This is a genomic window from Thalassotalea montiporae (genome assembly GCF_053485855.1).
Genome location: NZ_JBQRUO010000006.1, coordinates 182,412 through 207,445, shown reverse-complemented (window position 1 = coordinate 207,445; position 25,034 = coordinate 182,412). Strand labels below are relative to the sequence as shown.

The following is a 25,034-nucleotide window of genomic DNA, read 5'->3' as shown; positions in this document are numbered from 1 at the left end:
CCTAAGGGTGCCTTTTTTAGTTACAAAGGCTATGCTAAAGCTAAAATCGGTAACAAAATTTAAGTAATGGAAAATCGACGTCAATTCACCCGTATTCTGTTTTCTATCAAAGCGACCTTGTATGTTGAGGAGCAATTAGAAGAACAAGCATTTCCTGTTTCTATTCACGACATTTCCCTCAACGGCGCGTTGGTCACTAACCCGAAATGTAATACACCACTGCAAGGTAAATTAGGTCGTTTAGTGTTTAAATTAGGCGACAGCGATGCTTTAGTGGAAATGCATATTGGCGTGGTACACCAAGAGGCCGATACCATGGGGCTGCAGTGCAACGCCATTGATATTGACAGTGTGACGCACCTACGTCGATTGGTAGAACTTAACTTAGGTGACCAATCTCAGTTAGAAAAAGAACTTTCCCAACTTTCCAAAAGCCAATAGCAGTGATAAAAATCACACCATATTCAATCAACAATTGGCGCCTTTAAGCAACTCATTCAGCGAGGAAATCATGGATCATTTAGTTATAAGTTTTGTTGGTAAAGACCAACCAGGTATCGTTGATCAGCTATCAGCCATTATTCAGCAGCACCAAGGTAATTGGCAAAACAGTAGCTTGCACCACCTGACCGGTACATTTGCTGGTGTTATTGAAGTGTCAGCAAGCGCTAATGATATTCAAGCACTCGATAGCGCATTAAAACAGCTGCCTGACTTGCAAGTGCAAACTCAAATCACCTCACCTGCAGATAGCGATGAGCAGGCCGCAATCACGTTAGAATTAACGGCCAATGATCGCCAAGGTATCGTACAAGACATTTCTTCTGTGATTCATCATCAAGGTGGCAACTTGATCAAATTAGTCAGTAAACAAGGGGCGGCGCCACATACTGGCCAAACCATGTTTAACGCCAAAGCGCAAATTCAAGTGAATCAAACTCAGTTAGACGAGCTTATCTGTGCACTTGAAAACCTAGCGGATGATTTAATGGTAGATATTAGCCAGTAGTATTCTGGCGCTAGACTCTACCCCTAGATTCTGGCGCTAGTACTTTGACGTAGCATTCTGGCAGTAACATTTGGGCAATAAGCAGCACCACCTACTGGGCTTTTTCTACTGGGCTTTGCTGCATTAAAATGCGCAAATTGACCTGCCACCTCAGGCGAGTAACGGAAAATACATGACAATTTAATGACAAGTGTCGTTTGATTGTCACAATTTTCAGATAACTTATCGGTATTAATGGAAATAAGCAGTATAAGTAGTAAATGAACGACTCACGCATCTATTTTGATAAAGAACTCAGTTGGCTTTCGTTTAACGAACGAGTATTACAAGAAGCCGCAGACCCCAATGTCCCTTTAATTGAACGAATCCGTTTTCTTGGCATTTACTCATCTAATCTTGATGAATTTTTTCGCGTTCGAGTTGCCAATATCCGACGCAAACTGATTGTTACCCAAGCCACAACGACCGACAGTTCGAGCCAGCTCAATGAAGATCAAACCTTACTTGATGAAATTATCGTCAAAGTAAAACAGCTTACGGATAAATTTCAGCCGATTGCGGCCGAAGCATTTGAACAATTGCAAAGCCACAATATTGAATTGTTGTTTAACGATGAAAAATCAAAAATATTCAAAAAGCAGTTGTCTAAAAGTCAAAAAACTTGGCTAAAAACCTTCTTTGAACACCAAGTTGTTCGCCATATTACTCCTATTATTATTTCGTCGAATACACATTTAGTTAACTGCTTGGATGATGATGGCATTTATCTTTTGGTTGCGCTGAAACAAGGGAATAACTTGCAATATGCGCTGATTGAGATCCCTCGTGAAGAGGTCAGCCGATTTATCATATTGCCCAAAGAAGACGACGAGAGCATGCAACGCGTGGTAATGCTTGATGATATCGTGCATTACTTTTTAGACGATATCTTTAACGGTATTTTCGAATACGAAGATATGGACGCCTATTCCGTTAAGTTAACCCGTGATGCGGAATATGACTTAAATGACGAGCTAGATCAAAGCTTGCTAGACAAAATGTCAAAAGGCTTAAAACAAAGGCTAAACGCAGCGCCGGCTCGTTTAGGCTTTGACCGTCATATGCCGGAATACATGGTTAAGTTTCTGCGCAAAGCACTGAAAATTAAAGATGAAAACAACCTAGTACCCGGTGTACGTTATCGCCATTTTAAAGACTTTATCGGCTTTCCTAACTTGGGTGATGAAACGCTCGAAAAGCAAGAGATAACGGCATTAGACTCTGAGCGTTTTTCTGCTTTCAATAACGTATTTGATGCCATCAGCCATCAAGATGTACTGGTGTATTACCCCTACTATAAGTTTAGGCACTTTACCGAATTTGTTCGCCAAGCATCGTACGACCCTTCGGTCAGGCATATTAAAATTAATATCTATCGCGTTGCCAAAAACTCTGAAATTTTAAACTCGCTGATGGAAGCGGTGAAAAACGGTAAGCAAGTGACAGTGGTTGTTGAGCTGCGCGCCCGTTTTGATGAAGAAGCCAATATCGAGTGGGCAATGCGGATGAAGGATGCGGGCATTCACGTTGAATTCGGTATCGAATCACTCAAAGTACACGCCAAGCTTTGTATCGTGTCCAGAGTCGAAAACGAACGCCTTGTTCGTTACGCTCATATCGGCACAGGTAATTTTCACGAGAAAAATGCGCGTATTTATACCGACTACTCACTGTTTACCAAACACAAAGAGATCACCCAAGAAGTAGATAACGTTTTCTCTTTTATTGCCCACAGTTATAAGCGTTTTCGCTTTAATCACTTGATAGTGTCGCCACTAACATCGCGTCGTCGCTTCTATCAGCTTATCGACAATGAGATTGCCCAAGCCGAGCAAGGTCATAAAGCGCAAATTACCATCAAGATTAATAACCTTGTCGATAAAGGGTTGATAGACCGCTTATACCGCGCCAGCAGCGCAGGCGTAAAAGTTCGTATGATAGTGCGTGGTATGTGTACGCTAATTCCGCAAATGGCGGGTGTGAGTGACAATATCGAAGTGATTTCCATTGTCGACCAGTTTTTAGAGCATCCACGGGTATTAATGTTTCACAACAATGGCGAGAACAATCTCTTTATCAGTTCTGGCGATTGGATGGAGCGCAATATCGACCAACGTGTGGAAGTCGGCTGTCCAGTCTATGATGAAACCTTAAAGCAACGCATTATTGATATGCTAGAACTTCAGCTTTGTGATAACCAAAAAGCGCGCATCATTAACCAAGCACAAGACAATCAATACGTGAAACAAGGTAAACGTGAAGCGGTACGTTCACAAATGGCAATATATGATTACTTGCAAGCACAAGAACGCCTTGATAAAAAGGCGCTGAAAAACGTGGAGTAGCCTGAATGACCTTAGCAAATGACAAACAATTAGCGTCTGATATTAATGCCCAAAGTATCAACAGTGCCAACAGTGATAATTATCATATTGGCGCATTAGATATTGGCTCCAATAGCTTTCATTTTGTCTTTGCTCGCGTCGTTAATGACAACTTGCAAATTTTGCACTCAGAAAAGTATCGCGTGCGGTTGGCTCAAGGGCTTGACCACGATGGCATGCTTGATCAGGCGGCAATAGAGCGCGGCGTCAAAGCACTAGGCGATTTGGCACCGTTAACTGAAAAACTGTCACCAGAAAACTTTCGGGTTGTTGCCACGTTTACCCTACGACAAGCGCGCAATGCTCAGGCTTTTCTAGATGCTGCTGCGCAAGTGTTTCCGTTCGACATTGAGGTTATCTCAGGCCATGAAGAGGCGCGTTTAATTTATCAAGGTGTTGCTCATTATCTACCGCCAGCAACCCAACGTTTAATCATCGATATTGGTGGCGGCAGCACAGAATGTGTGATTGGCAAAGATTTACAAACGTCACAGCTCACCAGCCTTAACATTGGTTGTGTCAGCTTTTCGCGCTTTTACTTTGCCAATGGCGAGATTACAGAACAAGCCTTTGCCAGAGCAATTTTGCACGCCAAACAGGAAATTGAATCTCACGTCAGCCGTTTTAAAAATGCTGGCTGGCAAGAAGTGATTGGCACTTCCGGCACGCTAAAGACTATTTTTCAGCAACTCAACCTTAGTCGCGGCAATAACCAAGCCTTTAATTTAGCAGAGTTACACAGCTTTAAAGATCAGTTAATCGCTTTTGGTCACGCCGACAACATACAACTGCCCAGCCTTAAAGAAAGCCGTCGCCATATTATTGCCCCAGGTGTTGCAATTTTAATTGGTATTGCCGAATTGCTGGCGATAGACAGTATTGATTATTGTGATTACTCATTGCGAGAAGGCGTACTTTCCGAACAACTTGAAGCCATTCAGTTTGACGATATTCGCGATCGCACGATTAATAGCCTATCTACTCGCTTTAATATTGATCAGCAACAAGTCGAGAAAGTAGAGCAGCTGGCGACTCGCATATATCAAGCAACCCGTCGATTGTGGCAACTGGACAAGAAAACCTATCAGCAACTACTCAATTGGGCAATTTGGGTGCATGAAATCGGCTACGACATTAACCCTTCCGCTTATCATAAACACAGCCGCTATATTTTGCTAAACGCCGACTTACCAGGCTTCAACCTTGAACAACAACAAGCACTTGCGTGGTTGGTGGGCAATCAACGTAAAAAAATACAATTTGAAGACAACCAGTTATGGTACCTGCTTGATGAGCTTCGCCTAGCCAAGTTGCTCGCTATTTTGCGTCTATCCATTTTACTCAGCCAACAGCGTCAGCTAACAGAGCACGCTGACATACAAATGAACGTTGAAAAAGACACCCTAAACTTACATTTTCCCGCAAACTGGCTAAACGAAAAACCACTTGTTGAGGCGGATTTAGCGCAAGAGCGCAAACAACTTAGCCTAGTTGGTATTACCATCAACTTTCATTAGTTCGTATCCTTGCAATATAACTATTGCTGTATAGCAATAGTTATTTTCTTATTGCCACCATTATCAGCCATATGAAAACACTTTATGATAGTTGCCACTATTAGATTGATGTTATTACTGAGGCAAAAATGAAAAAAGTTCTTATTCCATTAACAAACCACGCGACACTTGGCGAAACCGATCAAGTAAACGGCACCTACGCGCCAGAATTAACTCATGTTGTTGATGTGTTAGACGCCGCAGGTATTGCTTATCAACTTGCCTCTATCAAAGGTGGCGAAGTTCCCGTTTATGGTACTGATATCGAAGACGATAACATTAATACAAAGGTACTTTCACAACCCGATTTTCAAGCGCAATTAGCTGATACAACACCTGTTTCAGAGGTTAATATCGACGAATTTGATGCTGTTTTCTACCCGGGTGGTTTTGGCCTACTATCTGATCTAGCTGAAAACCGTGAGTTTGGTGCACTAGCAGCCAAGCATTATGAACAAGGTGGCATTATTGCTGCGGTCTGTCATGGCCCAGCATGTTTACTGCCGATTCAACTTTCATCGGGTGACAAGCTGTTATCAACATTAGCGGTAACCGGTTTCACTCGCGAAGAAGAAATTGATTACAACACAATTAATGATATTCCGTTTTTGTTAGAAGAGTCGTTAGCACGAAATGCTGCACAATACCGTAAAATTCAGCCATGGGGTGAATTCATTGTTGAAGACAAGCGAGTGATCACAGGCCAAAACCCAGCAAGTGCTCACGCAGTGGGTAGTGCACTAGTTAATCATTTAAAAGGCTAATCACTTAAAAGACTAGTCACTTAAAAGGTTAATCACTTAAAAGTGATAGTCGATTAGCTGGCTCAATCTCAGTGACTTTCTACAGGCGACATAGCTATTGTCGCCTGTAATACCACTCAAGCGCTCATGACGCTTTGTTTACTAACCTATCTCTTTAGCAATCTTTCCCTTTAACAACCTCAACCCGAACCAATCTCAGCCCTAACCAATCTATCCCTCTACCAATCTACTCATGCCAGTTTTCAAAATACGTAACTAAATGGTCAATAGCGGCGCGTGCCCTACTGGGTAAATAGCGGCGATCTTGATAAACAATTGAGCTACTAATATCGGTATTCCAGAAAGGCTCTAGTATCGGAACAACAGCTTTTTCAGCGAGCAATTGAGTAAAGTTACTTTTGGGTAAATAGGCAATGCCGTGCCCTGCTTGGCAAGCATTCATGACTGCGTTGGCATTATTACAAACAAATCGCCCAGTCACTTTAGTCACAACTTCTTGCCCATCTTGCATAAACCGCCAATGGTCATTGTTACTGATGATGCATTGGTGTGTTTTTAGCTCATCAATCGATTGCGGTTCACCAAACTGTGCTAGATATTCTGGACTTGCGGCTGCCATCATGGACCGGTTAACCAACTTCCGCGCAATTAACCCAGAATCCTTTAACTGGCCATAACGTATCGCGAAATCAAAACCGTCTTCGACAAAGTTCACCATGCGACTGTTAAAGTCGATCTCTAACCTAAGCGCAGGGTGTTTATTGATAAAAGCTAATAATGCCGGCACTACATACATTTCAGCAAACGTACCCGCAACACTAACTCGTAATGTGCCACTCAATTCTACTTGCTGGCTACTTACTGCTTCATTGGCTTGTTGCAAGCCGAGCACTAAGTCTTTGCATTGCTGGTAATAGGCCTCACCAGCTCGTGTTAAACTTACCATGCGGGTGTTACGCGCTAATAAGGCACAACCTAGTCTTGCTTCTAAACGATTGACCTGACGGCTAACATGGCTGGTACTGCACGCTAAATGCTTTGCCGCCGCGGTAAAACCTTGCTTTTCAGCGACAGTAACAAATTCAATAACACCTTCAAAGCTTTCCATTAAGTACTCAAGTCTAGTTCAGATAGTTGCGCGTTATGTTATCAGCTTTGCATTAATGACTAAAAACTCACTCGCAGAAATGCTGCGTGTATAAAGAAATAGGCACAAAACTAATGCGCACAAAAAAGGCCAGCAATGCTGGCCTTTCGAAACTTATCCGCTAAGAGATTAGCGAATCAGCTAAATTAGATTAAAGCGTAATACCTAACTTTTTGAATTCTTTTGCTACAACTTTAGCTGGCAATGGAATGTAACCGTCTTTTTCTACAATCTTTTGACCAGACTTAGACAATACCATTTTTAAGAACTCAGTTGTCATTGGATCTAATGGCTTGTTCGGGTGCTTGTTCACGTAAACGTATAAGTAACGAGAAAGTGGGTACTTACCAGAAACAGCGTTGTTCATTGAAGCTTCAACAAAGTTGTCGCCTTTCTTAGCTAGTGGTAATGCGCGAACACCTGAAGTTTTGTAACCAATACCAGAGTAACCGATACCGTTAAGTGATGCTGATACTGATTGTACAACAGATGCAGAACCTGGTTGCTCGTTTACCGTGTTTTTGAAGTCGCCTTTACAAAGTGCTTTCTTCTTGAAGTAACCGTATGTACCAGATACAGAGTTACGGCCGTATAATTGAATGTCTTTACCAGTCCACTCGCCGCTTAGGCCTAAATCACCCCAACGATCTGCATCTTCAGCTGCGCCACACTTGCGGTTGCTAGAGAAAATGGCATCAACTTGGTCGATACGTAAACCTTCGATTGGGTTATCTTTGTGAACAAATACTGCTAACGCATCAATTGCAACGCGAACAGCTGTTGGCTTGTAGCCGTAACGCTTTTCGAACGATTCAATTTCACGAGATTTCATCTTACGGCTCATTGGGCCTAAGTTTGAAGTAGCTTCTGTTAATGCAGGTGGCGCAGTAGAAGAACCCGCCGCTTGGATTTGTACATTAACATTTGGGTAAGTGCGCTTAAATTCTTCTGCCCAGAACGTCATCATGTTAGCTAAAGTATCTGAACCAACAGATGATAAGTTACCAGAGATACCACTAACCTTGTTGTACTCAGGTAAGTCTTTGTCGATAGCAAGGGCTGAAAAGTTAACTAAGCTTGCTAAACCAATTGCGCTTAATGCACGTTTGAAACTCATAATATTCTCCAATGAGCGTTTGTAATAATTAGCACCAAATTTGCACTTTCACGTATATGCATAACTTGGTCATATGTAAGATTTGTGAACACTATATAAATCAATTATGACAATTATATTTCCACTTTGTGACACTTATATTACAGCCAACAAACTAAAATAAATTGCTCAAAAGGATGGAGAAAAAGGCGCTTAAAGCGCGCCTTTTAGATGAGGTTGTCACCGGCGAAAAGGTGATTATGCAACCCTAGTACAGAAGGTTTTTACACCGAAGTCACAGAGTTTTCTTCAAAGACAATGGAAAATTCACTGCCTTGCTGCCAGCGACTGCTAATCACCAACTCGGCATTGTGATGGTGCAGCACGTGTTTGACAATTGCTAAGCCTAAACCTGAACCGCCAGTATTACGCGAACGTGACTTATCAACCCGATAGAAACGCTCAGTTAATCGGTTGACATCTTCAGGGCGAATACCTGGACCATTGTCTTTCACCGTAAATTTCGCTTTGCCGCCATAGCGCTGCCACGATACCAATATATCACCACCTTCCTGCGTATAGGCAATGGCGTTTGACAGCAAGTTGGCAAAGGCACTTTTAATTTCTGTATCAATACCGAGAATGCCCAAACCATCGGCAATTTCAGCACTGATAGCATGTTTCTTCTCTTGGTTAAGCCAATGCGCGTCTTTGAGCAATTGTTGCAGTATTTCAGGAACGTTTAAAACCTGCTTAATTTCATCATCAGTATTGACTTCAACTCTTGATAACACCAAAAGCTGTTCAACCAAGCGATCCATACGAGACACTTGCCCTTCAATAACATCAATCGCTTGCTGCCAATGCGGTGCTAAGCTGCTGCCATCAGCTTGGATCATTTCAACATAACCACGCATTACCGTCAGCGGTGTTTTTAGCTCGTGCGATACATTAGCAACAAAGTCACGGCGCATCTCTTCAACGCGATGCACTTTACTTACATCACGCGCTAGTAACAATAAATCGCCTTTACCGTAATCCATAAAGCGCAATTCTAATTGAATATCCGTATTGACTGGCGAAGCCAACAAACAAGGGTTTTCAAAGTCGCCTTTGTCTAAGTAGTGGGCAAATTCTGGTGCACGTAGCAAATTGTCAATGCGTTGACCCTGGTCGCCTGGCCAGCGAACACCTAGAAACTTCGCTGCACGCTTGTTGCTCCATTGAATCGTTAAATCGCTGCCCAGCACAACGCCACCATCAGGAATTGCTTCAGCGCCATCTCGAAAGCGGCGAATGCGCTCATTCAAGCGCTTTTGTTTCTTTCGATGTTTGCGCACTAATCGATCTAAGCCATCAAAAATTCTCCCCCAAAGGCCATCTGCCTCTGGTGGTGATATTGACTTAGTGCGCCAAAGCCAGGTCGACAAAGTAAAAATGTATTTATATTGATACGCTATTATCGCTAACGCGACTAACAGCATTACAAAGAAAACGTGCCCTATTAGAAAACCTAATAGAGCACTGATAGAGAAAATAAAGACAAGTTTAACAACAACTTGTCGTGTAGAAATTCTAAAGGGCATACAACTAGTTTAGTATCTTTCCGGAAAACCGATAGCCGGCTCCACGCACAGTTTGAATAAAGTCTTCATGACCATGGCCAGAAATTGCTTTGCGTAGGCGACGAATATGAACATCAACGGTTCGGTCTTCCACGTAAACATTCGTTCCCCAAACATTATCAAGCAATTGCTCACGCGAATATACGCGCTCTGTATGAGTCATAAAGAAGTGTAGCAAGCGAAATTCGGTTGGACCTAGATCAAGATCACTATTATTGATAGTAACGCGATGAGCTACCGGATCTAATTTCATGCCATGAAATTCAATCGCCTCTTCCAACGCCGTTGGCGAAACGCGACGAATAACTGCTTTGATGCGAGCGATTAGCTCTTTGGGTGAAAACGGTTTGGTAACGTAATCATCAACGCCCGCGTCAAAGCCTTTTACTTTGTCTTCTTCATCGGCACGCGCCGTTAGCATGATAATCGGAATGTTGCGCGTGTATTCGTTTTGCTTCAACGTTTTAGCTAACTTTACACCAGTGCCACCAGGTAACATCCAGTCAAGTAGAATCAAATCTGGATACGGTTCAACTACCTTAGCCATCGCTTGATCAATGTCTTGCGCTTCTACTGCATTAAAGCCATTTTGCTCTAATACAAAAGTTATCATTTCCCTGATAGGGGCTTCATCCTCAACCACTAAGATTTGTCTGTTCATTCAAAATGTACCTGAAATAACTTAATCAATAATTAGCTCGCCACATCACTGAATGGGTTATCAATAATAGGAATTGAACAATGGTAATTATTGATTCAGTCATTAAAGCAATAATTAACTCGACTCTACGTTCCCACTATTATTACAGAAATACTGTGACTAGCTCTAGTTAATAAGTCCATTGTGATAAACTTTGATTACACTTTTATTACACTACAAGCAATAACTGCAATCGTCGCGTAATATCAAAATTCACAAGGCCGTTAGCTAATACATATGACTGATTAAGCAATTTATTAAATGATTTACTAAATGACTTACTCAATAAAAATTGCAATAAAAAAGCCGCACAGGGCGGCTTTTCTTATTTCAAACTAACAACGCAGTTTAGAATTTGTACTCTACACCAACTGCTAAGTAATCTTCGTCTGCTTGGCTATCCATATCAAATGATGTGAAGTAACCGAATACTTTTGTGCTTTTCGCTAACTTGTAGTCAGCACCAACTGTGAAGCCAGACTTGTCGTCACCGCCATCAGTGTCAGCAGTTTGAACTTGTGCTTTAAGGTCTAAGTTCTTCATAACGCTGTATTTAGCAGAAACCATGAAGCCGTCTGTTTCAACGTCGCTATCAACTTTCTCTTGAGTTTGAGCAATAGCACCTAAAGTAACACCAGCCACTTTAGTTGAAGCAACAATACGCGCTACGTCGTAACCATTAACTTCTGAGTCAACAGCAACTGCTGCGTAGAATTTTGACTTCTTAAGGCCTGCATCACCGTATGCTAATGAAGCAGAAATACCGTCTTCCGCATCAAGGCTGTCTTCAGCAATGTATGTTAGTGCTAATTTGAAGTTGGCAAATTTTGGCGACTTGTAAGTGATGGTATCAGCAAGACGGTTTTCACCTTTCCAAATTTGCTTAATATCACCATCAAGGTCGCTGAATAAATCTACTTTACCTTGAGCTTTTTTCAATGCCGTATCGTTTTTACCTAACAATACTTCACCGAAACCACCTTTAAGGCCAACGTATTGATTACGAGAACTAATGTTGTCATCGCTATCACCGTCCATATCAACTTTGAACTCAGCCTTGTAAACAACTTCTAAACCATGGCGTAACTCGTGGCTACCTTTTAAACCAATGCGAGAGTTATGGCTTTTAACTTCAGTGAAAGAACCTTCGCCTTCGTCAGAGTTTTGCACTGTTAGAATAGCTTTACCGTATACATCAACAGTAGCCGCAGAAGCTGCGAATGAAGAAGCAGAAAGAATCGCTAAAGCGATAGCTTGCTTTGTAAATTTCATGCTCATTACCTTTAAATCAATAGGCGGTTTTCAATTGCCGCGCATTGTGACAATCCTATGTGACACTTTTATTACAGTGTGTACTTTTTTTGAAACTTTTATGACTTTTTAAAGTCTTTTACGTTGCAATATTGTTACAAGTCGCTGATTGTAATGAACAATTACCTTTATTGCACGCAATCTCTGAAATTGATGAAGACATGTATTCAGAAACCGAACACGTGAAAAAAGGCTGTTAACTTAACGTAAAGTGGCTAGAATCAAATACTAAGAATAAGAACCCGAAAGGCACTCAATGAAGGTTACCAGTATATCACGTAAGCTATTGGCGCGTGTGCTGTCGTTATACTTTGTTCTCACACTTATCGTTACTTGTGTTCAGATTGCGGCGGAGTATTACAACGCCAAAAGCCACATTAACAGCGAATTATTAACGCTTGAAAAAACATTCAGCGGTAGTTTAACGCGTGCGGTATGGGAGTTAAATACACAGCAAGCTATTGATATTGCAGAAGGCTTAGTCGCTATTCCCATGATCAAAGGGATTAAGGTAACCGACGAAAATAACCAAATAATCACCGAACTAGGTGAGACACAAGCGCTTAACGGGCAAGACTTTGATAACACCCTCATCGATATAAACGCTGAGCGGCATCTTGATATGGGAACGCTCGCGGGTCGCTCATTCGGCCACACGTTTCCGTTAGTTTTCGAGTTTTCTGGCCGCACCACTACAGTTGGCTCTGTAACCTTATTATCGAGTAACGAGGTTATTTTTAATCGTATTGAAGTAGGTATTTACTTTTTAATAGGCAACGCCATGGTAAAAACCGCGGCGCTAGTGATCCTATTTAGCCTTGCCTTTAACAAGCTCCTCACTGTGCCACTTAGCGGCTTAACTGAGCAGCTTAACCGGCTAGACCTTGACGACCCTGAAGCGTCAAAATTTCACTCTGCGAACTTTGAAAGGAACGAGTTAAATATACTGGAAGATGCGTACAACAACTTGATTGACGAATTAGTACAATTTAAAGAAAAGCTTGCGCTAGCACAGACCGATTTATTGAACGCCAACCAACAGTTAGATGAACAGAACCTGCTGTTGGAACAAGAAGTTGCGAAAAAAACCTCATCTTTGAGTACCAGTATGCTGCGCATGGAGATGCAGCAAAGAGAGTTACTAAAACAACAAGAGCAGCTAACCGAAGAAAACCAACGCCGTAAAAAAACAGAGCTAACCTTAACGCAAACCAACCGCGACCTAAAAGATTCCATTATTGAGCTAAATAAAGCGCAGGCGCGATTACTTGACGCAGAAAAAATGGCTGTACTTGGTAATCTATCGGCAGAAGTTTCACACGAAATAAATACGCCTATCGGGGTGAGTATTACTTCGACTAGTTATTTGTCAGACCTGCTCAACAAATTAAAGCGTGATGTTGATGAACAAGTGATCACCAAGCGCAGCATGGACGACTTTTTATTAAATGCCGAGCAAAGTATCAATTTATTGCTCAATAACCTGAGCCGTGCCTCTGATTTAATTGCCAGCTATAAACAAGTCGCTGTTGACCAAACCAGCGATAAAATTCGCCCAATAAATATGGCCCAGTATGTTGATGAAGTAATCCAATCGCTGCACCCTAAGCTCAAGAAAACGACCCACCGCGTGAAAGTAAACTGCCCAGGTAATATAGATGTTCATGTCCATGCCGGTGCAATTTCGCAAATATTCACGAATTTAATTATCAACTCAATCATTCACGGCTTTGACGGCTTAAACCGCGGCGAAATTCAAATAGATATTAGCTACCAGCAGGAGCGCATTTATATTGACTACCGTGACAATGGCCATGGCGTAAAACCAGAAGCCCTGCCCTATTTGTTTGAACCGTTTTACACCACTAAATCAAGTGAAGGCGGCACAGGTCTTGGCACTCATATAGTCCATAGCCTAGTCACTGACACGTTAAATGGTGTAATTCGTGCTGAAAGTGAGCCTGACCAAGGGTTAGCTTTCCATATTGAATTTAACAATATGAAATAATTCACCTAAAACGACCATTCGAACTGCGTGATTCACGTATTTAATTACGGTATGATCTCGGCCGTTTTCATATTTACCCTAAAAGGATAGCTTTGATGTGGTTTAAAAACCTTTACTTCTTCGCTTTTACGCGCCCATTTAAATGGAGCGAACAAGAACTAGAACAGCATTTAGCGGAGCACCCGTACACACCATGTGCATCGACAGAGCAATCTCACTTTGGTTGGGTAAATGCACTGGGTAAGCATGGCAACACGCTAGTACATGGCGCAAACGGCAATTTTTTAATGTGTGCACGTAAAGAAGAAAAGATTCTGCCTGCACCTGTCATTAAAGAAATGCTTGAAGAGCGCTGCGCCAAGCTTGAAGAAGAACAAGGGCGAAGTGCAACGAAAAAAGAAAAAGAACAATTTAAGGAAGACATCACCTTTGAGTTACTGCCTCGCGCTTTTAGCCGTTACAGCGACACACACGGTTATGTTTCGCCACAGCACAACATTATCGTAGTTAACTCAAGCTCTCGCGGCAAAGCCGAAGACTTTCTTGCCCTGCTTCGAAAAGTACTAGGTACGCTGCCAGTCACTAGCTTTAGCCCTGACCAAGCGCCAGATGAAGTCATGACAGATTGGATCACCGAGCGCAGCTTAGGGGAAAACTTCCAACTTGGTATGGAAGCTGAATTCAATGCATTGGGTGATGACGGAGCGGTTGTTCGCGTTAAAAACCAAGACCTGACCAGCGATGAAATCAAAACGCATATTGATGCGGAAAAATATGCGGTAAAAGTTGCCCTAGAGTGGGATGAAGCGATGTCATGTATTCTTTGTGATGACTTGGCTGTGAAACGCTTGAAGTTCTTTGATGTACTGCATGAACAAAACGACGACATTGATAAAGACGATATCGTTGCACGCCTTGATGCCGATTTTGCGTTAATGTCTGGTGAAATAAATCGTTTCATCACCGATTTGTTAGCAGAATTCTCGTTGAAAACGACTGACTATCTTGATGACGAAGATAAGTAATATCATTAATTTAAGTTAATAAAACTAGCGTATCCCCAATGGCTGCGCTTAATGGATTGTCCGACTAAAAAAGCCGCATCTGCGGCTTTTTTGATCGTCTTTTAACTAGAGTAGAAATCAGCGCTATATAAACATTGAGCGGGCACTTTCGTACATTTCGATAAACTCTTCAGTTTTCATAAAGCCTTCATCCGGCATAATGCCTTTCCCTACATAGCTTCTCAGTAAAGCTTCTTGAGTAGACTCATTTTTGAAAATTCCGTGATACACAGCGCCAGCACGTATAAAGTCCAAATAATGTACTTCTGTTGGCAATACCGTTAAATCACTCCAACTTTCCACTAGTTCACTAAACTCTTCAGAAAAACCCCAAGCTTGAGTTACAGCCGCCCCTATTTTGCTACCCAGCTTAACTATCGCCTGCTGCAAGAACGTTGGATTGGCAAAAACATCAGGGTGCTTTTCCGCCTCGGTCAATATCGGTAAAACCCCAATATTATGCACCAGTGCGCCAAGCGCTAAGGTATCTAGCCCAAGTGACGTATGTTTGTTGTCTTTTAGATAAAAAGTCATTAAGGCGATGGCCACAGACGTGACATCTATAGTTTTTTGCCATGAGCTTTTCATATGCATAGCAACAATTTCATTTTCAGATACGAAAACTTGCTCTATTGCCATGGCGGTCGCAATACTTTTGATCTCTCTTAAGCCAATTCGAGTAACCGCTTGGTTGACCGTTTCAACTTTAACTGAACGCCCCATTAGTGCGCTGTTAGCGACCTTAAGCATACCAAGTGATAATGCAGGGTCTTGAGAGATGATATCGCTCATGCGATTTAAATTAATGTCAGGATCATCAGCCGCTTCACGCACTTTTAGTGCAATCTCAGGTAAGGTAGGTAAAACGAGTGCATCATGCTTAATTTTTTCCACTAAAATGGTGTACAGAGCATTTTCCGTAGACATGAATTATCCTTATGTTTTGATATGCTTATCTAAAAAAGTAGCACAGTTATCACTATTTCGACGAGTTAATTTTTACGGATTTATTCAGCACTAAACAGACATTAAATAGTCACAGCTTAACCCAGCGCACAAAACTTGATTTACATCAAACTTTCCTCAAGTAAGTGACTCACATATACATATTTAATTGCCGTTTGTTTTTCAGACACTAGAATGTGCGAACTTTTACGTTCCCATAATTTATAGAAGTTGTTATATGTTTAAGCCAGAACTGTTATCACCGGCAGGAAGCCTTAAAAACATGCGTTATGCCTTTGCATACGGTGCGGATGCTGTATATGCAGGCCAACCTAGATATTCTTTACGCGTAAGAAACAACGAATTTAATCACCAAAACTTAGCACAAGGTATTCAAGAAGCCCATCAGCTGGGTAAAAAGTTTTATGTGGTCAACAACATAGCACCTCATAACAGTAAATTGAAAACTTTTATTAAAGACCTTAAGCCTGTCATCGAAATGCAACCCGATGCGATGATTATGTCTGATCCTGGTCTTATCATGATGACCAAAGAAGCATTCCCCGATATGCCATTGCACTTATCAGTGCAAGCGAATGCAGTAAACTGGGCAACAGTGAAGTTCTGGCAGCAGCAAGGCATAGATCGCGTCATTTTATCGAGAGAGTTATCGCTTGATGAAATTGAAGAGATTCGTATGCGTTGCCCAGAAATGGAAATTGAAGTTTTCGTACACGGTGCACTTTGCATGGCTTACTCAGGCCGCTGTTTATTATCAGGCTACATGAACAAACGCGATCCAAACCAAGGTACCTGCACCAATGCTTGTCGCTGGAACTACAACGTTCATTCGGCAACACAAACTGAAACAGGTGATGTCATTGCCAGTGCACCTGTAGAGTTTGATCCGCAAGCGGGTAAAGGCTTTGATGATGTAGTACTAATTCAAGAGCAACATAAGCCGGATGAGTACATGCCTGCGTTTGAAGATGAGCATGGCACTTACATTATGAACTCGAAAGATCTACGTGCTGTAGAACATGTAGAGCGACTGGTGAAAATGGGCGTGCACTCGTTAAAAATTGAAGGTCGTACAAAGTCATTCTATTACTGTGCGCGTACTGCACGTGTTTACAATCAAGCGATATTAGACGCTATGGCAGGCCAATCATTTGACCAGCAACTTAACGGCGAGCTTGAGCACTTAGCACATCGCGGTTACACCGCAGGCTTCTTACAGCGCCACAAGCACACTGAAACACAAAACTATGACTATGGTTATTCAAAAAGTGACACCCAACAGTTTGTTGGTGAAGTGCTTGGCCGCAACGAAGACAATGGCTTAATTGAAATTGAAGTGAAGAATAAGTTCTTGGTCGGTGACGAACTTGAGTTAATGACGCCAAATGGCTGTCAGACCTTCACTTTAACACACATGGAGTCACGCAAAGGTGAAGTTATTCGTGATGCCAAAGGTTCAGGCCATATCGTCAACATTTCGCTCGATACCGAGATGAAACTTGATTTCGGCATATTAATGCGAAACCTGGACAATGGTGAGACAACTCGTCATCCGTTTTCGCAAAATCAAGCAGCCGGTCAATCTGCATAGCTACTGACAGGAGCACCTCACAATGGCACTGAAGATTTTAGCGAGTTGTATTAACTGTGATATGTGTGAGCCTGAGTGCCCAAACCAGGCGATCGCATTAGGTGAAGAAGTCTACGAAATCGACCCTGCCCGCTGTACTGAGTGTTTAGGGCATTACGATGAACCAACGTGTGTCAAAGTATGCCCTATTGACTGTGTCGTGCCAGACCCAGAGCATGAAGAAACCGAGGAAACCTTGGTGAAAAAGTTTGAGCTTCTATATCAATTGAATTAACGAGTTGAACAATTATGGCGTAGGAAAAAGGTTTATAAATAAGGCGTTATTTTTAGTAACTAGTCGCTCTAATTTCAAAAATAACAACGCAATTTATAAGCGCTTTAACAAGCCAGAATGTTCAAGTGGTTATTGAAATTGATATTGTATCAGCTCGACGTCAAATCAGCGTAAAAGACCTCTATTTACCGCTACTAGAAGTAGTAGCGGTAACCTATCTGGAATTGGCGCTCAATTAATTCAATTGGTTGTTCGAGATAAGCTCGGGCTTGGCGATCAGAGTCAATCCAATTGTATTCTGCCAGCATAAAGCTCTTTTTGTTCAAACGGTAGCGGTAAGCAATAGAAATAGCGTTACCATTTTCGTTGTTGTTGTCGCCTTGCGTATCATCAAGATCATCAACGTTAAAGTGTTCTAATCGCAGTGCAAGATGATGGTTTGACCAAAAATGACGAAGCATCAAAAAGCCACTGTCGTAATCATTATTAACGACATCTTCAAACGTTGGTGATGTCATATAGGTGCTACCTTGCATATACTGCCCAATCAATTCCCATTGCTTGGCTAAGCGGTACTTGACCCCGATATGACTAAACTCGGTTGTCCAAGTGTATTGCCCTTGTTTAACAATACCCTCTTGCGCATGGTTATCGTAGTAGCCAATATTAACTCGCAACGCTCTATCATATCGCCATGAGGCGGCGACATGGACTCCCCAGCGATCATCCAATTCACGAAATGGATCTGAGTCGCGCGCTTGCTCATCTAATTCGCCACTTAATGCAGGAAAATAGGGAATGCGGAGTTTTTCGTGTAGCAATGTTTGGCGACTGCCAATTGTCCAGCCATGCCAAGCTAACATAGCGCCTGCTGGGTCATTATTTTGGAACAAAGAAACGGTTGCACCAAATGAATGTGCGGAGTCTGTAAATTTGCCTAGCTTCTCAAGCGTTAGTTGTCCGCCAGTACTTCTGAGCTCTTCACCAATCCAGTTGTTAATCGTACTAGAGGTAAGGGTGTAAGGAGTAGACCAAGCAGTAGCAATGTTTTCCATACTGATCTGTGGATAAAATATGCCTAATTTAGATTGCCAACGCCAACCTTTTTCACTAGGTACACCTTTATATGATATGTAACCTTCGGTAAAGCCAATAGCGTTGTTTCCTCGATCAGCAAAGCCGTTACCGACCAAGGTCAAAGAAACGTTATTTTCCCAATCGACGTGGTATTGAAGCCCTAGCTGACCAATAGCAACACCTGCACCGTCATCAAAACGGAACTTTCCATAATCGCCTTTTAAGTAGCTATTTCCATCTGCGCTACTGTTAACATTGTAAAATCGTAAATCGACAAGTCCTTTTATGGAGGCATCAGCTGCCACAGCTGTGCCACTTAGCATTAGTCCTGAAAATGCTAAAACCTTAAAAAGCGATTGGTGCATTTAATTTTTCGTTCTGCTTATATGGTATGGGGTATTCTCAATCCATTGCTCAAATACGTCAGCGGGTAATGGTTTACTGATGAAATATCCCTGTGCTAATTGGCACCCTTGCGCTTTTAACCACAGCAAGGCTGTTTCGTCTTCAATGCCTTCAGCCACCACAGAAAGCCCCATATTATGTGCAAGTTCTAAAGTTGACCGTACTATTATCTTATCACTTTCATCAGTTGAAAGGTGTTGAACAAATGACCGATCGATCTTTAATTCATGAACAGGCAAATGTTTTAGCTGTGCCAGTGATGAGTAACCTGTACCGTAGTCATCTATTGATAGCTTAAAGCCATGTTCACGTAAGTAACAAAGGATCTCTGTTGCTTTTTGTGCGTCTTCAACCACAGCCTCCTCAGTTACTTCCAAGGTAATTGCGTTGTCACATAGCTGGTGTTGCTCTTTGAGACTGATAACATAATCAGGGTAAGACTTGTCCATGATATTAGCAGCAGAAATATTGATCGCGATATTGATATCAAAACCCATTTTTTGCCAGCTAACATACTGACTTACTGCCGCGCTGGTAACCCATCGTGTTAACGCATCCATTTGCCCAGTTTTCTCAGCAATGCTAATAAAAGCGTCCGGCGGAATAAGCCCTTTCTCTGGATGCTGCCAGCGAACCAAAGCTTCAACATGGCTTATTGTCATGTCTGAAAGCCTAAGCTTTGGTTGATAGAATAGCGTTAGTTCATCCTGCTCAATCGCTTGTTTTAAACTATTGGTTAGGAATAAGCGTTCAACAGCGTGTTGGTCGAACTGCGGATCGTAGACTTGATAGGCTTGCTTATTCTTTTTGGCATGTTGCAAAGCAACGTTAGACTTTTGCAGTAATTCAGTTTCATCGCCGCCATTGTGCAGTGAAGAAATCGCGATACCAACCGCAAACTGTAAATGCAAGCTTATGTTCTCGTATTGGCACCGAATAGTTAATTGTTGAAGCAATTGTTCAATCAGGGGCTCCACTTCTTGCATATCAGCTAATAATACAAAATTTTCACCGCCAAGATGGAAGCACGAAAGCCCTAACTTGGTTTTTACAATGCGCTCGGCGACTTCATTAATGACATCGTCACCGACTTGATAGCCCAGTGTGTCAGTAATATCTTCAGCGCCTAAATAGCAAAGTTGGATAACAATAAAATCTTGCTGAGCTTGTTTACGCTTAGCTAAAGCCTTGATGAGTGAGTTGCGGTTTGGTAAGTGTGAAAGTGAATCATGGAATGCTTGGAAGCTTATCGTTTGCTCACGAGAAACAATGGCCTCAGTCATATGGTTAAATTCATCAGAGAGCTCTTTAAGTTCTTTACTACCATCAACCGCAACGCTTTTGTCGTAATTTCCTTGTGATATTAATTTCACTTGGCTTACAAGCTGCGTAATCGGTTGGGTTAAGCCACGTGCAATTGCTACAGCGCCAATGACTGAAAGAGCAACTGTCAGTGCAATAAGCAGTGCTAAACGCAACCATTCAACACCGATACTTGCTAACAAGTCTGCTTTTGACTTATAAAGCACAGCATTAATATTGGAATCAACTAACTGCCCTACTAGCACCTCTTCGTGGACATAAGCGCCATCGTCGTTTTTAAGAATATTGTCGATGCTAACTATGCCATCGCTCAAACGCTTGTATTGGTTGGCTGCAATCAGCTCTGAGCTTTCCCCGTCATTGAGCACAAACGCAATATTAACATCAGTAAGGTTAGCTAAATCTAAGGCAAGGTCTTCATCAATCAAATAACCAAAACCAATCCAACCGATATCGCGGCTACCACTTTTAATCGGTGCTAAGCTTAACTGATACAATCTATCGTTTAGCTTGATTAGCTGGGTATTGGCCTCGGCAAATAATTCTCGCTTTTGGCCAAAATACGCACCTTGCCCTTTACCAACAACAACACGTGTTTTGCCTTCAGGCGTTTTAAGGGTAACAAGTTGCGCAAACACTAATCCATCATTATCAATCGCCATCGCAAGATCACTATTAATGCGTTTTCGATGATTGTTAAGCGCAACTAAAAAGCTTTTGTTATCTTCTTGCAGGACTGATTTAAGACCGTAGTCCTTCGCGGCTGTTTCAGCGAACGCTGATAAATAATAGCTACGATTGGTAAACTGGGTTTCAAAAACATCTTTTGCATTGCTAAGACGATTTGTTAATTGGATGTCCTCAAGCTGTTTACTAGCTTGAAAGGTAGAAAAAAAAGACACCAGTTGAACAACCAAGAGCAAAAATAGAAAGAGACTTAAAATTTTGCTCTGAATGCTACGGATTTTAAAAAAAGACATACGTGCTTAGTACTCTTCTAAAAAGTCAAACTCTTCTTGGTTCTCTTGCAATGGGATTGGCAAAAGTTTATCAGCTAATCGCACTTGATAAGTATTACTTAAGGTACTTTCATTAATCACGGTGATACTGCTTTGCTGTCGATTGTCATTGTCTAGCTGAGGATGCCAAACAGAAACTTGGTATTCACCTAGGTTAGCCAGCACAAAGCTAACAATTCCTTGGCCGTTTGTTTTTCCGAAATAAGGGGTGTCAACCACTAGAGCATAGCCACTCATCCAATCGTGGATATTACACCCCATAGCGATTTCTTCTGTCGCCTGCATAGCTTCAGTATTTTTGCTTTTGCCCGCTTTTAATTTGAACTCAAAGCGGTTTTCACCCGAAACAGAGTAAATATGGTGGGTAATATCATCGCGATTACTAAACTGGATAGTTTGCCCTTTTTGCATCACGCTTAAATACGGTGCAAACTTTTTTCCTTTCTGGTCGACAATCAACTGCTCGGTATTAGCTGCTAAGCCTTCAATCCCGTTTGTTGGCGTAACAAAAACAACAATATCTTGTTGCGGTTGACCACTTTTATTCAACACTTGTACATTGAAATTGTTTGCCCACAAAGGTGCTGAACTCAATGCGCAGGCAAAAAATATAAATAATCTATTCAATTCAAATTCCACTATGTTAATTAGCGACTACGGAGAATAGTTAATGCTACCGATTATGCTCAACAGAAAAAGGTGAGCTAATGTCAGCACTATAACAGCTAATTTGGTCGCTAGCAGTTAAACCTTAGATGTAATATGAGCGGATAATCAAGAAAAAACTTCTAAAATTTAATCAATTAACTAAAGTTTTGAATACACTAACACTTATCAGACCAGCTTACAGGGCAATTAAATTGGGAACTGTATTTAAATGTTATTAACATTTATGAAACCTTATTCAAGAGAAGTCTAAAAAATAAAAGGGAGCAATTGCTCCCTTTTATTTTTTATTTTCAAGCTATCGCCCGAGATTTTGTTTTAACATTGGTTACACTAAAACTCTATTGCCACTCGTGCATACAACTGGCGACCTCGTGGGTCGTGCACTTTTGAGTCAAAACCAGAGTTGGTAAATACTTGCGGTGGATCTTGATCAGTAATATTCGTACCGCCTAGTGTTAACACGTAGCTGTTTTCGGTATCGAACATGGCGCCAAGGTTTACGTTATATTGAAAATCAACAGTTACGTGACTATCAATCTCTCTAAAACCATCTGGACAACCGTCAGCCAGTGCACTGCCGTCAGCACAGTTTTGATCGTCATCGTAACTATCAATGTAACGGACAAATAAGTTAGCCGAATGATTCTCAACCGCCCAGTTCAAGCCAAAGTTCATTCTCAGCTCAGGCGTTGATACGCCGATATTGCCGAAGTTCCTAAAACCTACGCCATCAATACGACCAGCTTGTGGGTCATCTAGGTCATAGTCAAGAATATAGGTAGCATGAAGACTAGGGGTTAGCTGACCAAAATCAGTGTCAATGCGGTAGCTACTGACTAAATCTAAACCTGCAGTTTCTAACGATGTAGCATTCACGTAGGTGGTATTAACCTGCAGTAGCGGACCATTTAGAGGATCACCCGCCCTAATAACGCGGCTTGTATCTTGCGGGTCTGCATTTAATATCGCTTGGAAGTTTTCTTGGATAATTAAATCCTCGAACTCAAAATTCCAGTAATCAATTTCTATTGAGAAATCATCAACAGGCTCTAGAGAGAAACCAAGGTTATATGCTGTAGACTCTTCCGGCTTCAAGTCTTCATTACCACTTGCTCGAGCCGCAGCGAAAGCCGTCGCACCAGTAAGTGGATCAACCATTTGGTTTAATGAAGTTGCACCACCATCACGTTGGAAAATAGAAGGCGCACGGAAAGATGTCGAATATGAACCACGTAACGAGAAGCTTTCATTAACTCGCCATGAAGCCGCAACTTTCGGGTCAACCGTATCACCTGTGCTTCCGCCATAGTCTTCATAACGAACAGCAAGTTGCACGTCTAAATCTTCAGTAAGCGGTAATGCCACTTCAGCAAATGCAGCCCAAGTATCTTGATCACCTTTTACATCAGGGTTACCAATAACAAATGAGAATCTATCCTGGTTAGATAAAGCGTCGTAATCTTGCGTTAGATCTTGATAGCGGTACTGAATACCAAACGCGATACCTGCCGCACCGGCATCCATTTCAAATAAATCAGTTGAAATTAATGCTTCAGCAACTTCAAGGTTCGATTCAGAGTCAATTTGCTGTTGTGCAGTAAACGAATCAATAACGTTTTGCGAATTAGGCAACACAGTATAAGAAGTTGCAAACGGGTTGAAGTATTCACAAGGACCTACACCTGCACTACCAGTAAATGGGTCACAACCTTGCCCACCAAAACCATTTAACGCATTTTGAAACTCCTGCGCTAACGTGTCGTTAACCGTGAACAAAAAGTCATTACGCGCTGCCGTATAACTCAACTCCCAAAAACCATCTTCTAACTCACCCGTCAATGTCGTGCTAAAGCGTGCTGTGTCAGATTCAGTGTTGGCAGGGTCGCCAGGAGCACCAAAGCCAATAGCTCGGCCAAAGAATGATACTGGGGCCCCAAAGACGTTACTAGGGTGATCTGCTGGTACCGTTGGGAAAGTTAGTATAGGGAACGATGGAGAGCCACCACGCTCGGCTCTGTTGCGCGCATAACTGACCTCGGTTGTCCATTTGATGTCATCAGAAAACTCTTTAGTGGCCTTAAAGTAAGAAGATACACGCGATTCATCCGCTACGTATGAATAGGTTCTTACGAAGTCAAACCCACAAAAACCAATATCTAGTCCAGGAACAGTACCTGAAGGAGCTAATAATTGCGGGAAGCCGCCAAATTCAGAACAGCCTGTTGGATCAATAAATGGCGTCGCGCCAAGGAAGAACGAACCAGGGTTACCTAGCGCACTGATGTCATCCTCAATCCGGCTTAGCCTGCGATCAGTCAGAAACATCGGTGAGCGGTTAGTATAGCTTACTGCTGCCATCAAACTGCTGTCATCACCTACCGTTCCCCATAAGCCTTGAATTACGTATTCTTTGTTGTCACCGTACTTACCGTCTTGATATTCGGCCGTTACTTTAACGCCCTCGTAGTCATTTTTGGTAATGAAGTTCACTACACCAGCAACCGCATCAGAGCCATAAAGTGCGGAAGCACCATCTTTTACGATCTCCATACGACCAATAGCAATCATAGGAACAAGTGAGCTGGTATCAACAAAATTCACACCGCCATTGTTGGGCTGCGCTGTAACTACTTGCCGTTTGTTGTTAAGCAATACGAGTGTTGACGCTACACCAAGCCCCCTTAGGTTAATATTCGATGTACCTGCTGTTGCGTTTTGCGTAAAAGCATCAGGGTTGTTTTCTGCCCCCGTATTAATCGTTAAGGTTTGTGTGATATCACTGATGTTTTTCGCCCCTAGCGCATCAATTGCAACACTGTCGACAACAGCCAAAGGAGAAGGTGATTCGAAGTTTTCACTGCGACGGACAAAACTACCGGTAACAAGAATAAGTTCAACTTCTTGTTCATCGGCACTAGTTTCTTGTTGAGCGTAAACTATTTGGGTCGGCAATAGGGTTGCAGCCACTATTGCACTAATAGCGCTTATTTTAGTTTTTAGTTCCATG

General features: G+C 42.1%; 19 protein-coding genes. 9 read left to right on the top strand and 10 right to left on the bottom strand.

From position 1 onward, the window contains the following. Positions 1 to 66 precede the first annotated feature (66 nt). From ACSLUR_RS16195 to ACSLUR_RS16175, 5 genes are all read left to right on the top strand, one after another. Positions 67 to 441, top strand: a complete 375-nt coding sequence (locus ACSLUR_RS16195) for a PilZ domain-containing protein (protein ID WP_116001071.1) — start codon at positions 67 to 69, stop codon at positions 439 to 441. Positions 442 to 511: 70 nt separating this feature from the next. Further along, the gene (locus ACSLUR_RS16190) at positions 512 to 1,009 is read left to right on the top strand and encodes a glycine cleavage system transcriptional repressor (protein WP_448556266.1); all 498 of its coding nucleotides are present in this window, start codon (positions 512 to 514) and stop codon (positions 1,007 to 1,009) included. Positions 1,010 to 1,269: 260 nt separating this feature from the next. After that, complete coding sequence (ppk1, locus tag ACSLUR_RS16185; RefSeq protein ID WP_448556264.1) at positions 1,270 to 3,393, top strand: polyphosphate kinase 1; 2,124 nt, start codon at positions 1,270 to 1,272, stop codon at positions 3,391 to 3,393. Positions 3,394 to 3,398: 5 nt separating this feature from the next. After that, entirely contained in the window at positions 3,399 to 4,949 is a 1,551-nt protein-coding gene (locus tag ACSLUR_RS16180) for a Ppx/GppA phosphatase family protein (RefSeq protein ID WP_448556262.1), read from the top strand. 128 nt (positions 4,950 to 5,077) lie between these two features. Beyond that, positions 5,078 to 5,752, top strand: coding sequence for a type 1 glutamine amidotransferase domain-containing protein (locus tag ACSLUR_RS16175; RefSeq protein WP_448556260.1), 675 nt, complete (start codon positions 5,078 to 5,080; stop codon positions 5,750 to 5,752). A gap of 226 nt (positions 5,753 to 5,978) precedes the next feature. Here ACSLUR_RS16175 and ACSLUR_RS16170 read toward each other — a convergent pair whose 3' ends face one another. The 5 genes from ACSLUR_RS16170 to ACSLUR_RS16150 all read right to left on the bottom strand — a co-directional run bounded on the left by ACSLUR_RS16170 (position 5,979) and on the right by ACSLUR_RS16150 (position 11,592). After that, positions 5,979 to 6,860 carry a LysR family transcriptional regulator gene (locus tag ACSLUR_RS16170; protein WP_448556258.1) on the bottom strand — a complete coding sequence of 294 codons (882 nt, stop codon included), beginning with the start codon at positions 6,858 to 6,860 and terminating at the stop codon, positions 5,979 to 5,981. 190 nt (positions 6,861 to 7,050) lie between these two features. Then, a complete protein-coding gene (locus ACSLUR_RS16165; protein ID WP_116001077.1) occupies positions 7,051 to 8,016 on the bottom strand; it encodes a PstS family phosphate ABC transporter substrate-binding protein in 966 nt (321 codons plus the stop codon). 263 nt (positions 8,017 to 8,279) lie between these two features. Then, complete coding sequence (gene phoR / locus ACSLUR_RS16160; RefSeq protein WP_448556256.1) at positions 8,280 to 9,581, bottom strand: phosphate regulon sensor histidine kinase PhoR; 1,302 nt, start codon at positions 9,579 to 9,581, stop codon at positions 8,280 to 8,282. 4 nt (positions 9,582 to 9,585) lie between these two features. Then, the gene (phoB, locus tag ACSLUR_RS16155) at positions 9,586 to 10,281 is read right to left on the bottom strand and encodes a phosphate regulon transcriptional regulator PhoB (RefSeq protein ID WP_116017438.1); all 696 of its coding nucleotides are present in this window, start codon (positions 10,279 to 10,281) and stop codon (positions 9,586 to 9,588) included. Between the two features lie 387 nt (positions 10,282 to 10,668). Further along, positions 10,669 to 11,592 carry a porin gene (locus tag ACSLUR_RS16150; RefSeq protein ID WP_116017436.1) on the bottom strand — a complete coding sequence of 308 codons (924 nt, stop codon included), beginning with the start codon at positions 11,590 to 11,592 and terminating at the stop codon, positions 10,669 to 10,671. A 295-nt stretch (positions 11,593 to 11,887) separates the two neighbouring features. Here ACSLUR_RS16150 and ACSLUR_RS16145 point away from each other — a divergent pair, with 295 nt between their 5' ends. Continuing rightward, on the top strand, positions 11,888 to 13,639 hold the full coding sequence (locus tag ACSLUR_RS16145) for a sensor histidine kinase (RefSeq protein WP_448556253.1): 1,752 nt from the start codon (positions 11,888 to 11,890) through the stop codon (positions 13,637 to 13,639). A 95-nt stretch (positions 13,640 to 13,734) separates the two neighbouring features. Then, the gene (gene rdgC, locus ACSLUR_RS16140) at positions 13,735 to 14,664 is read left to right on the top strand and encodes a recombination-associated protein RdgC (RefSeq protein ID WP_116017432.1); all 930 of its coding nucleotides are present in this window, start codon (positions 13,735 to 13,737) and stop codon (positions 14,662 to 14,664) included. A gap of 123 nt (positions 14,665 to 14,787) precedes the next feature. On the opposite strand, the gene ACSLUR_RS16135 is transcribed toward rdgC, so the two are convergent. After that, positions 14,788 to 15,630, bottom strand: a complete 843-nt coding sequence (locus ACSLUR_RS16135; RefSeq protein ID WP_448556250.1) for an HDOD domain-containing protein — start codon at positions 15,628 to 15,630, stop codon at positions 14,788 to 14,790. A gap of 256 nt (positions 15,631 to 15,886) precedes the next feature. On the opposite strand from ACSLUR_RS16135, the gene trhP reads away from it, so the two are divergent. Together trhP and ACSLUR_RS16125 are read left to right on the top strand one after the other, a co-directional pair. Further along, positions 15,887 to 17,260, top strand: coding sequence for a prephenate-dependent tRNA uridine(34) hydroxylase TrhP (gene trhP, locus ACSLUR_RS16130; RefSeq protein ID WP_448556248.1), 1,374 nt, complete (start codon positions 15,887 to 15,889; stop codon positions 17,258 to 17,260). A 22-nt stretch (positions 17,261 to 17,282) separates the two neighbouring features. Then, a complete protein-coding gene (locus ACSLUR_RS16125) occupies positions 17,283 to 17,534 on the top strand; it encodes a YfhL family 4Fe-4S dicluster ferredoxin (RefSeq protein WP_116017426.1) in 252 nt (83 codons plus the stop codon). Between the two features lie 194 nt (positions 17,535 to 17,728). Here the strand turns inward: ACSLUR_RS16125 and ACSLUR_RS16120 are convergent, their stop codons facing one another. The 4 genes from ACSLUR_RS16120 to ACSLUR_RS16105 form a co-directional block, all read right to left on the bottom strand. Continuing rightward, positions 17,729 to 18,976, bottom strand: coding sequence for a putative porin (locus ACSLUR_RS16120; protein WP_448556246.1), 1,248 nt, complete (start codon positions 18,974 to 18,976; stop codon positions 17,729 to 17,731). Next, entirely contained in the window at positions 18,977 to 21,241 is a 2,265-nt protein-coding gene (locus tag ACSLUR_RS16115; RefSeq protein ID WP_448556244.1) for a bifunctional diguanylate cyclase/phosphodiesterase, read from the bottom strand. An 84-nt stretch (positions 21,242 to 21,325) separates the two neighbouring features. After that, a complete protein-coding gene (locus ACSLUR_RS16110) occupies positions 21,326 to 21,985 on the bottom strand; it encodes a cupredoxin domain-containing protein (RefSeq protein WP_147302303.1) in 660 nt (219 codons plus the stop codon). Positions 21,986 to 22,357: 372 nt separating this feature from the next. After that, entirely contained in the window at positions 22,358 to 25,033 is a 2,676-nt protein-coding gene (locus tag ACSLUR_RS16105; RefSeq protein ID WP_448556241.1) for a TonB-dependent receptor plug domain-containing protein, read from the bottom strand. Between the last annotated feature and the right edge of the window lies 1 nt (position 25,034).

Coding starts and splice junctions, on each gene's coding strand:
- ACSLUR_RS16195 (WP_116001071.1), top strand. CDS start 67: ATGGAAAATCGACGTCAATTCACCCGTATTCTGTTTTCTATCAAAGCG.
- ACSLUR_RS16190 (WP_448556266.1), top strand. CDS start 512: ATGGATCATTTAGTTATAAGTTTTGTTGGTAAAGACCAACCAGGTATC.
- ppk1 (WP_448556264.1), top strand. CDS start 1,270: ATGAACGACTCACGCATCTATTTTGATAAAGAACTCAGTTGGCTTTCG.
- ACSLUR_RS16180 (WP_448556262.1), top strand. CDS start 3,399: ATGACCTTAGCAAATGACAAACAATTAGCGTCTGATATTAATGCCCAA.
- ACSLUR_RS16175 (WP_448556260.1), top strand. CDS start 5,078: ATGAAAAAAGTTCTTATTCCATTAACAAACCACGCGACACTTGGCGAA.
- ACSLUR_RS16170 (WP_448556258.1), bottom strand. CDS start 6,860: ATGGAAAGCTTTGAAGGTGTTATTGAATTTGTTACTGTCGCTGAAAAG.
- ACSLUR_RS16165 (WP_116001077.1), bottom strand. CDS start 8,016: ATGAGTTTCAAACGTGCATTAAGCGCAATTGGTTTAGCAAGCTTAGTT.
- phoR (WP_448556256.1), bottom strand. CDS start 9,581: ATGCCCTTTAGAATTTCTACACGACAAGTTGTTGTTAAACTTGTCTTT.
- phoB (WP_116017438.1), bottom strand. CDS start 10,281: ATGAACAGACAAATCTTAGTGGTTGAGGATGAAGCCCCTATCAGGGAA.
- ACSLUR_RS16150 (WP_116017436.1), bottom strand. CDS start 11,592: ATGAAATTTACAAAGCAAGCTATCGCTTTAGCGATTCTTTCTGCTTCT.
- ACSLUR_RS16145 (WP_448556253.1), top strand. CDS start 11,888: ATGAAGGTTACCAGTATATCACGTAAGCTATTGGCGCGTGTGCTGTCG.
- rdgC (WP_116017432.1), top strand. CDS start 13,735: ATGTGGTTTAAAAACCTTTACTTCTTCGCTTTTACGCGCCCATTTAAA.
- ACSLUR_RS16135 (WP_448556250.1), bottom strand. CDS start 15,630: ATGTCTACGGAAAATGCTCTGTACACCATTTTAGTGGAAAAAATTAAG.
- trhP (WP_448556248.1), top strand. CDS start 15,887: ATGTTTAAGCCAGAACTGTTATCACCGGCAGGAAGCCTTAAAAACATG.
- ACSLUR_RS16125 (WP_116017426.1), top strand. CDS start 17,283: ATGGCACTGAAGATTTTAGCGAGTTGTATTAACTGTGATATGTGTGAG.
- ACSLUR_RS16120 (WP_448556246.1), bottom strand. CDS start 18,976: ATGCACCAATCGCTTTTTAAGGTTTTAGCATTTTCAGGACTAATGCTA.
- ACSLUR_RS16105 (WP_448556241.1), bottom strand. CDS start 25,033: ATGGAACTAAAAACTAAAATAAGCGCTATTAGTGCAATAGTGGCTGCA.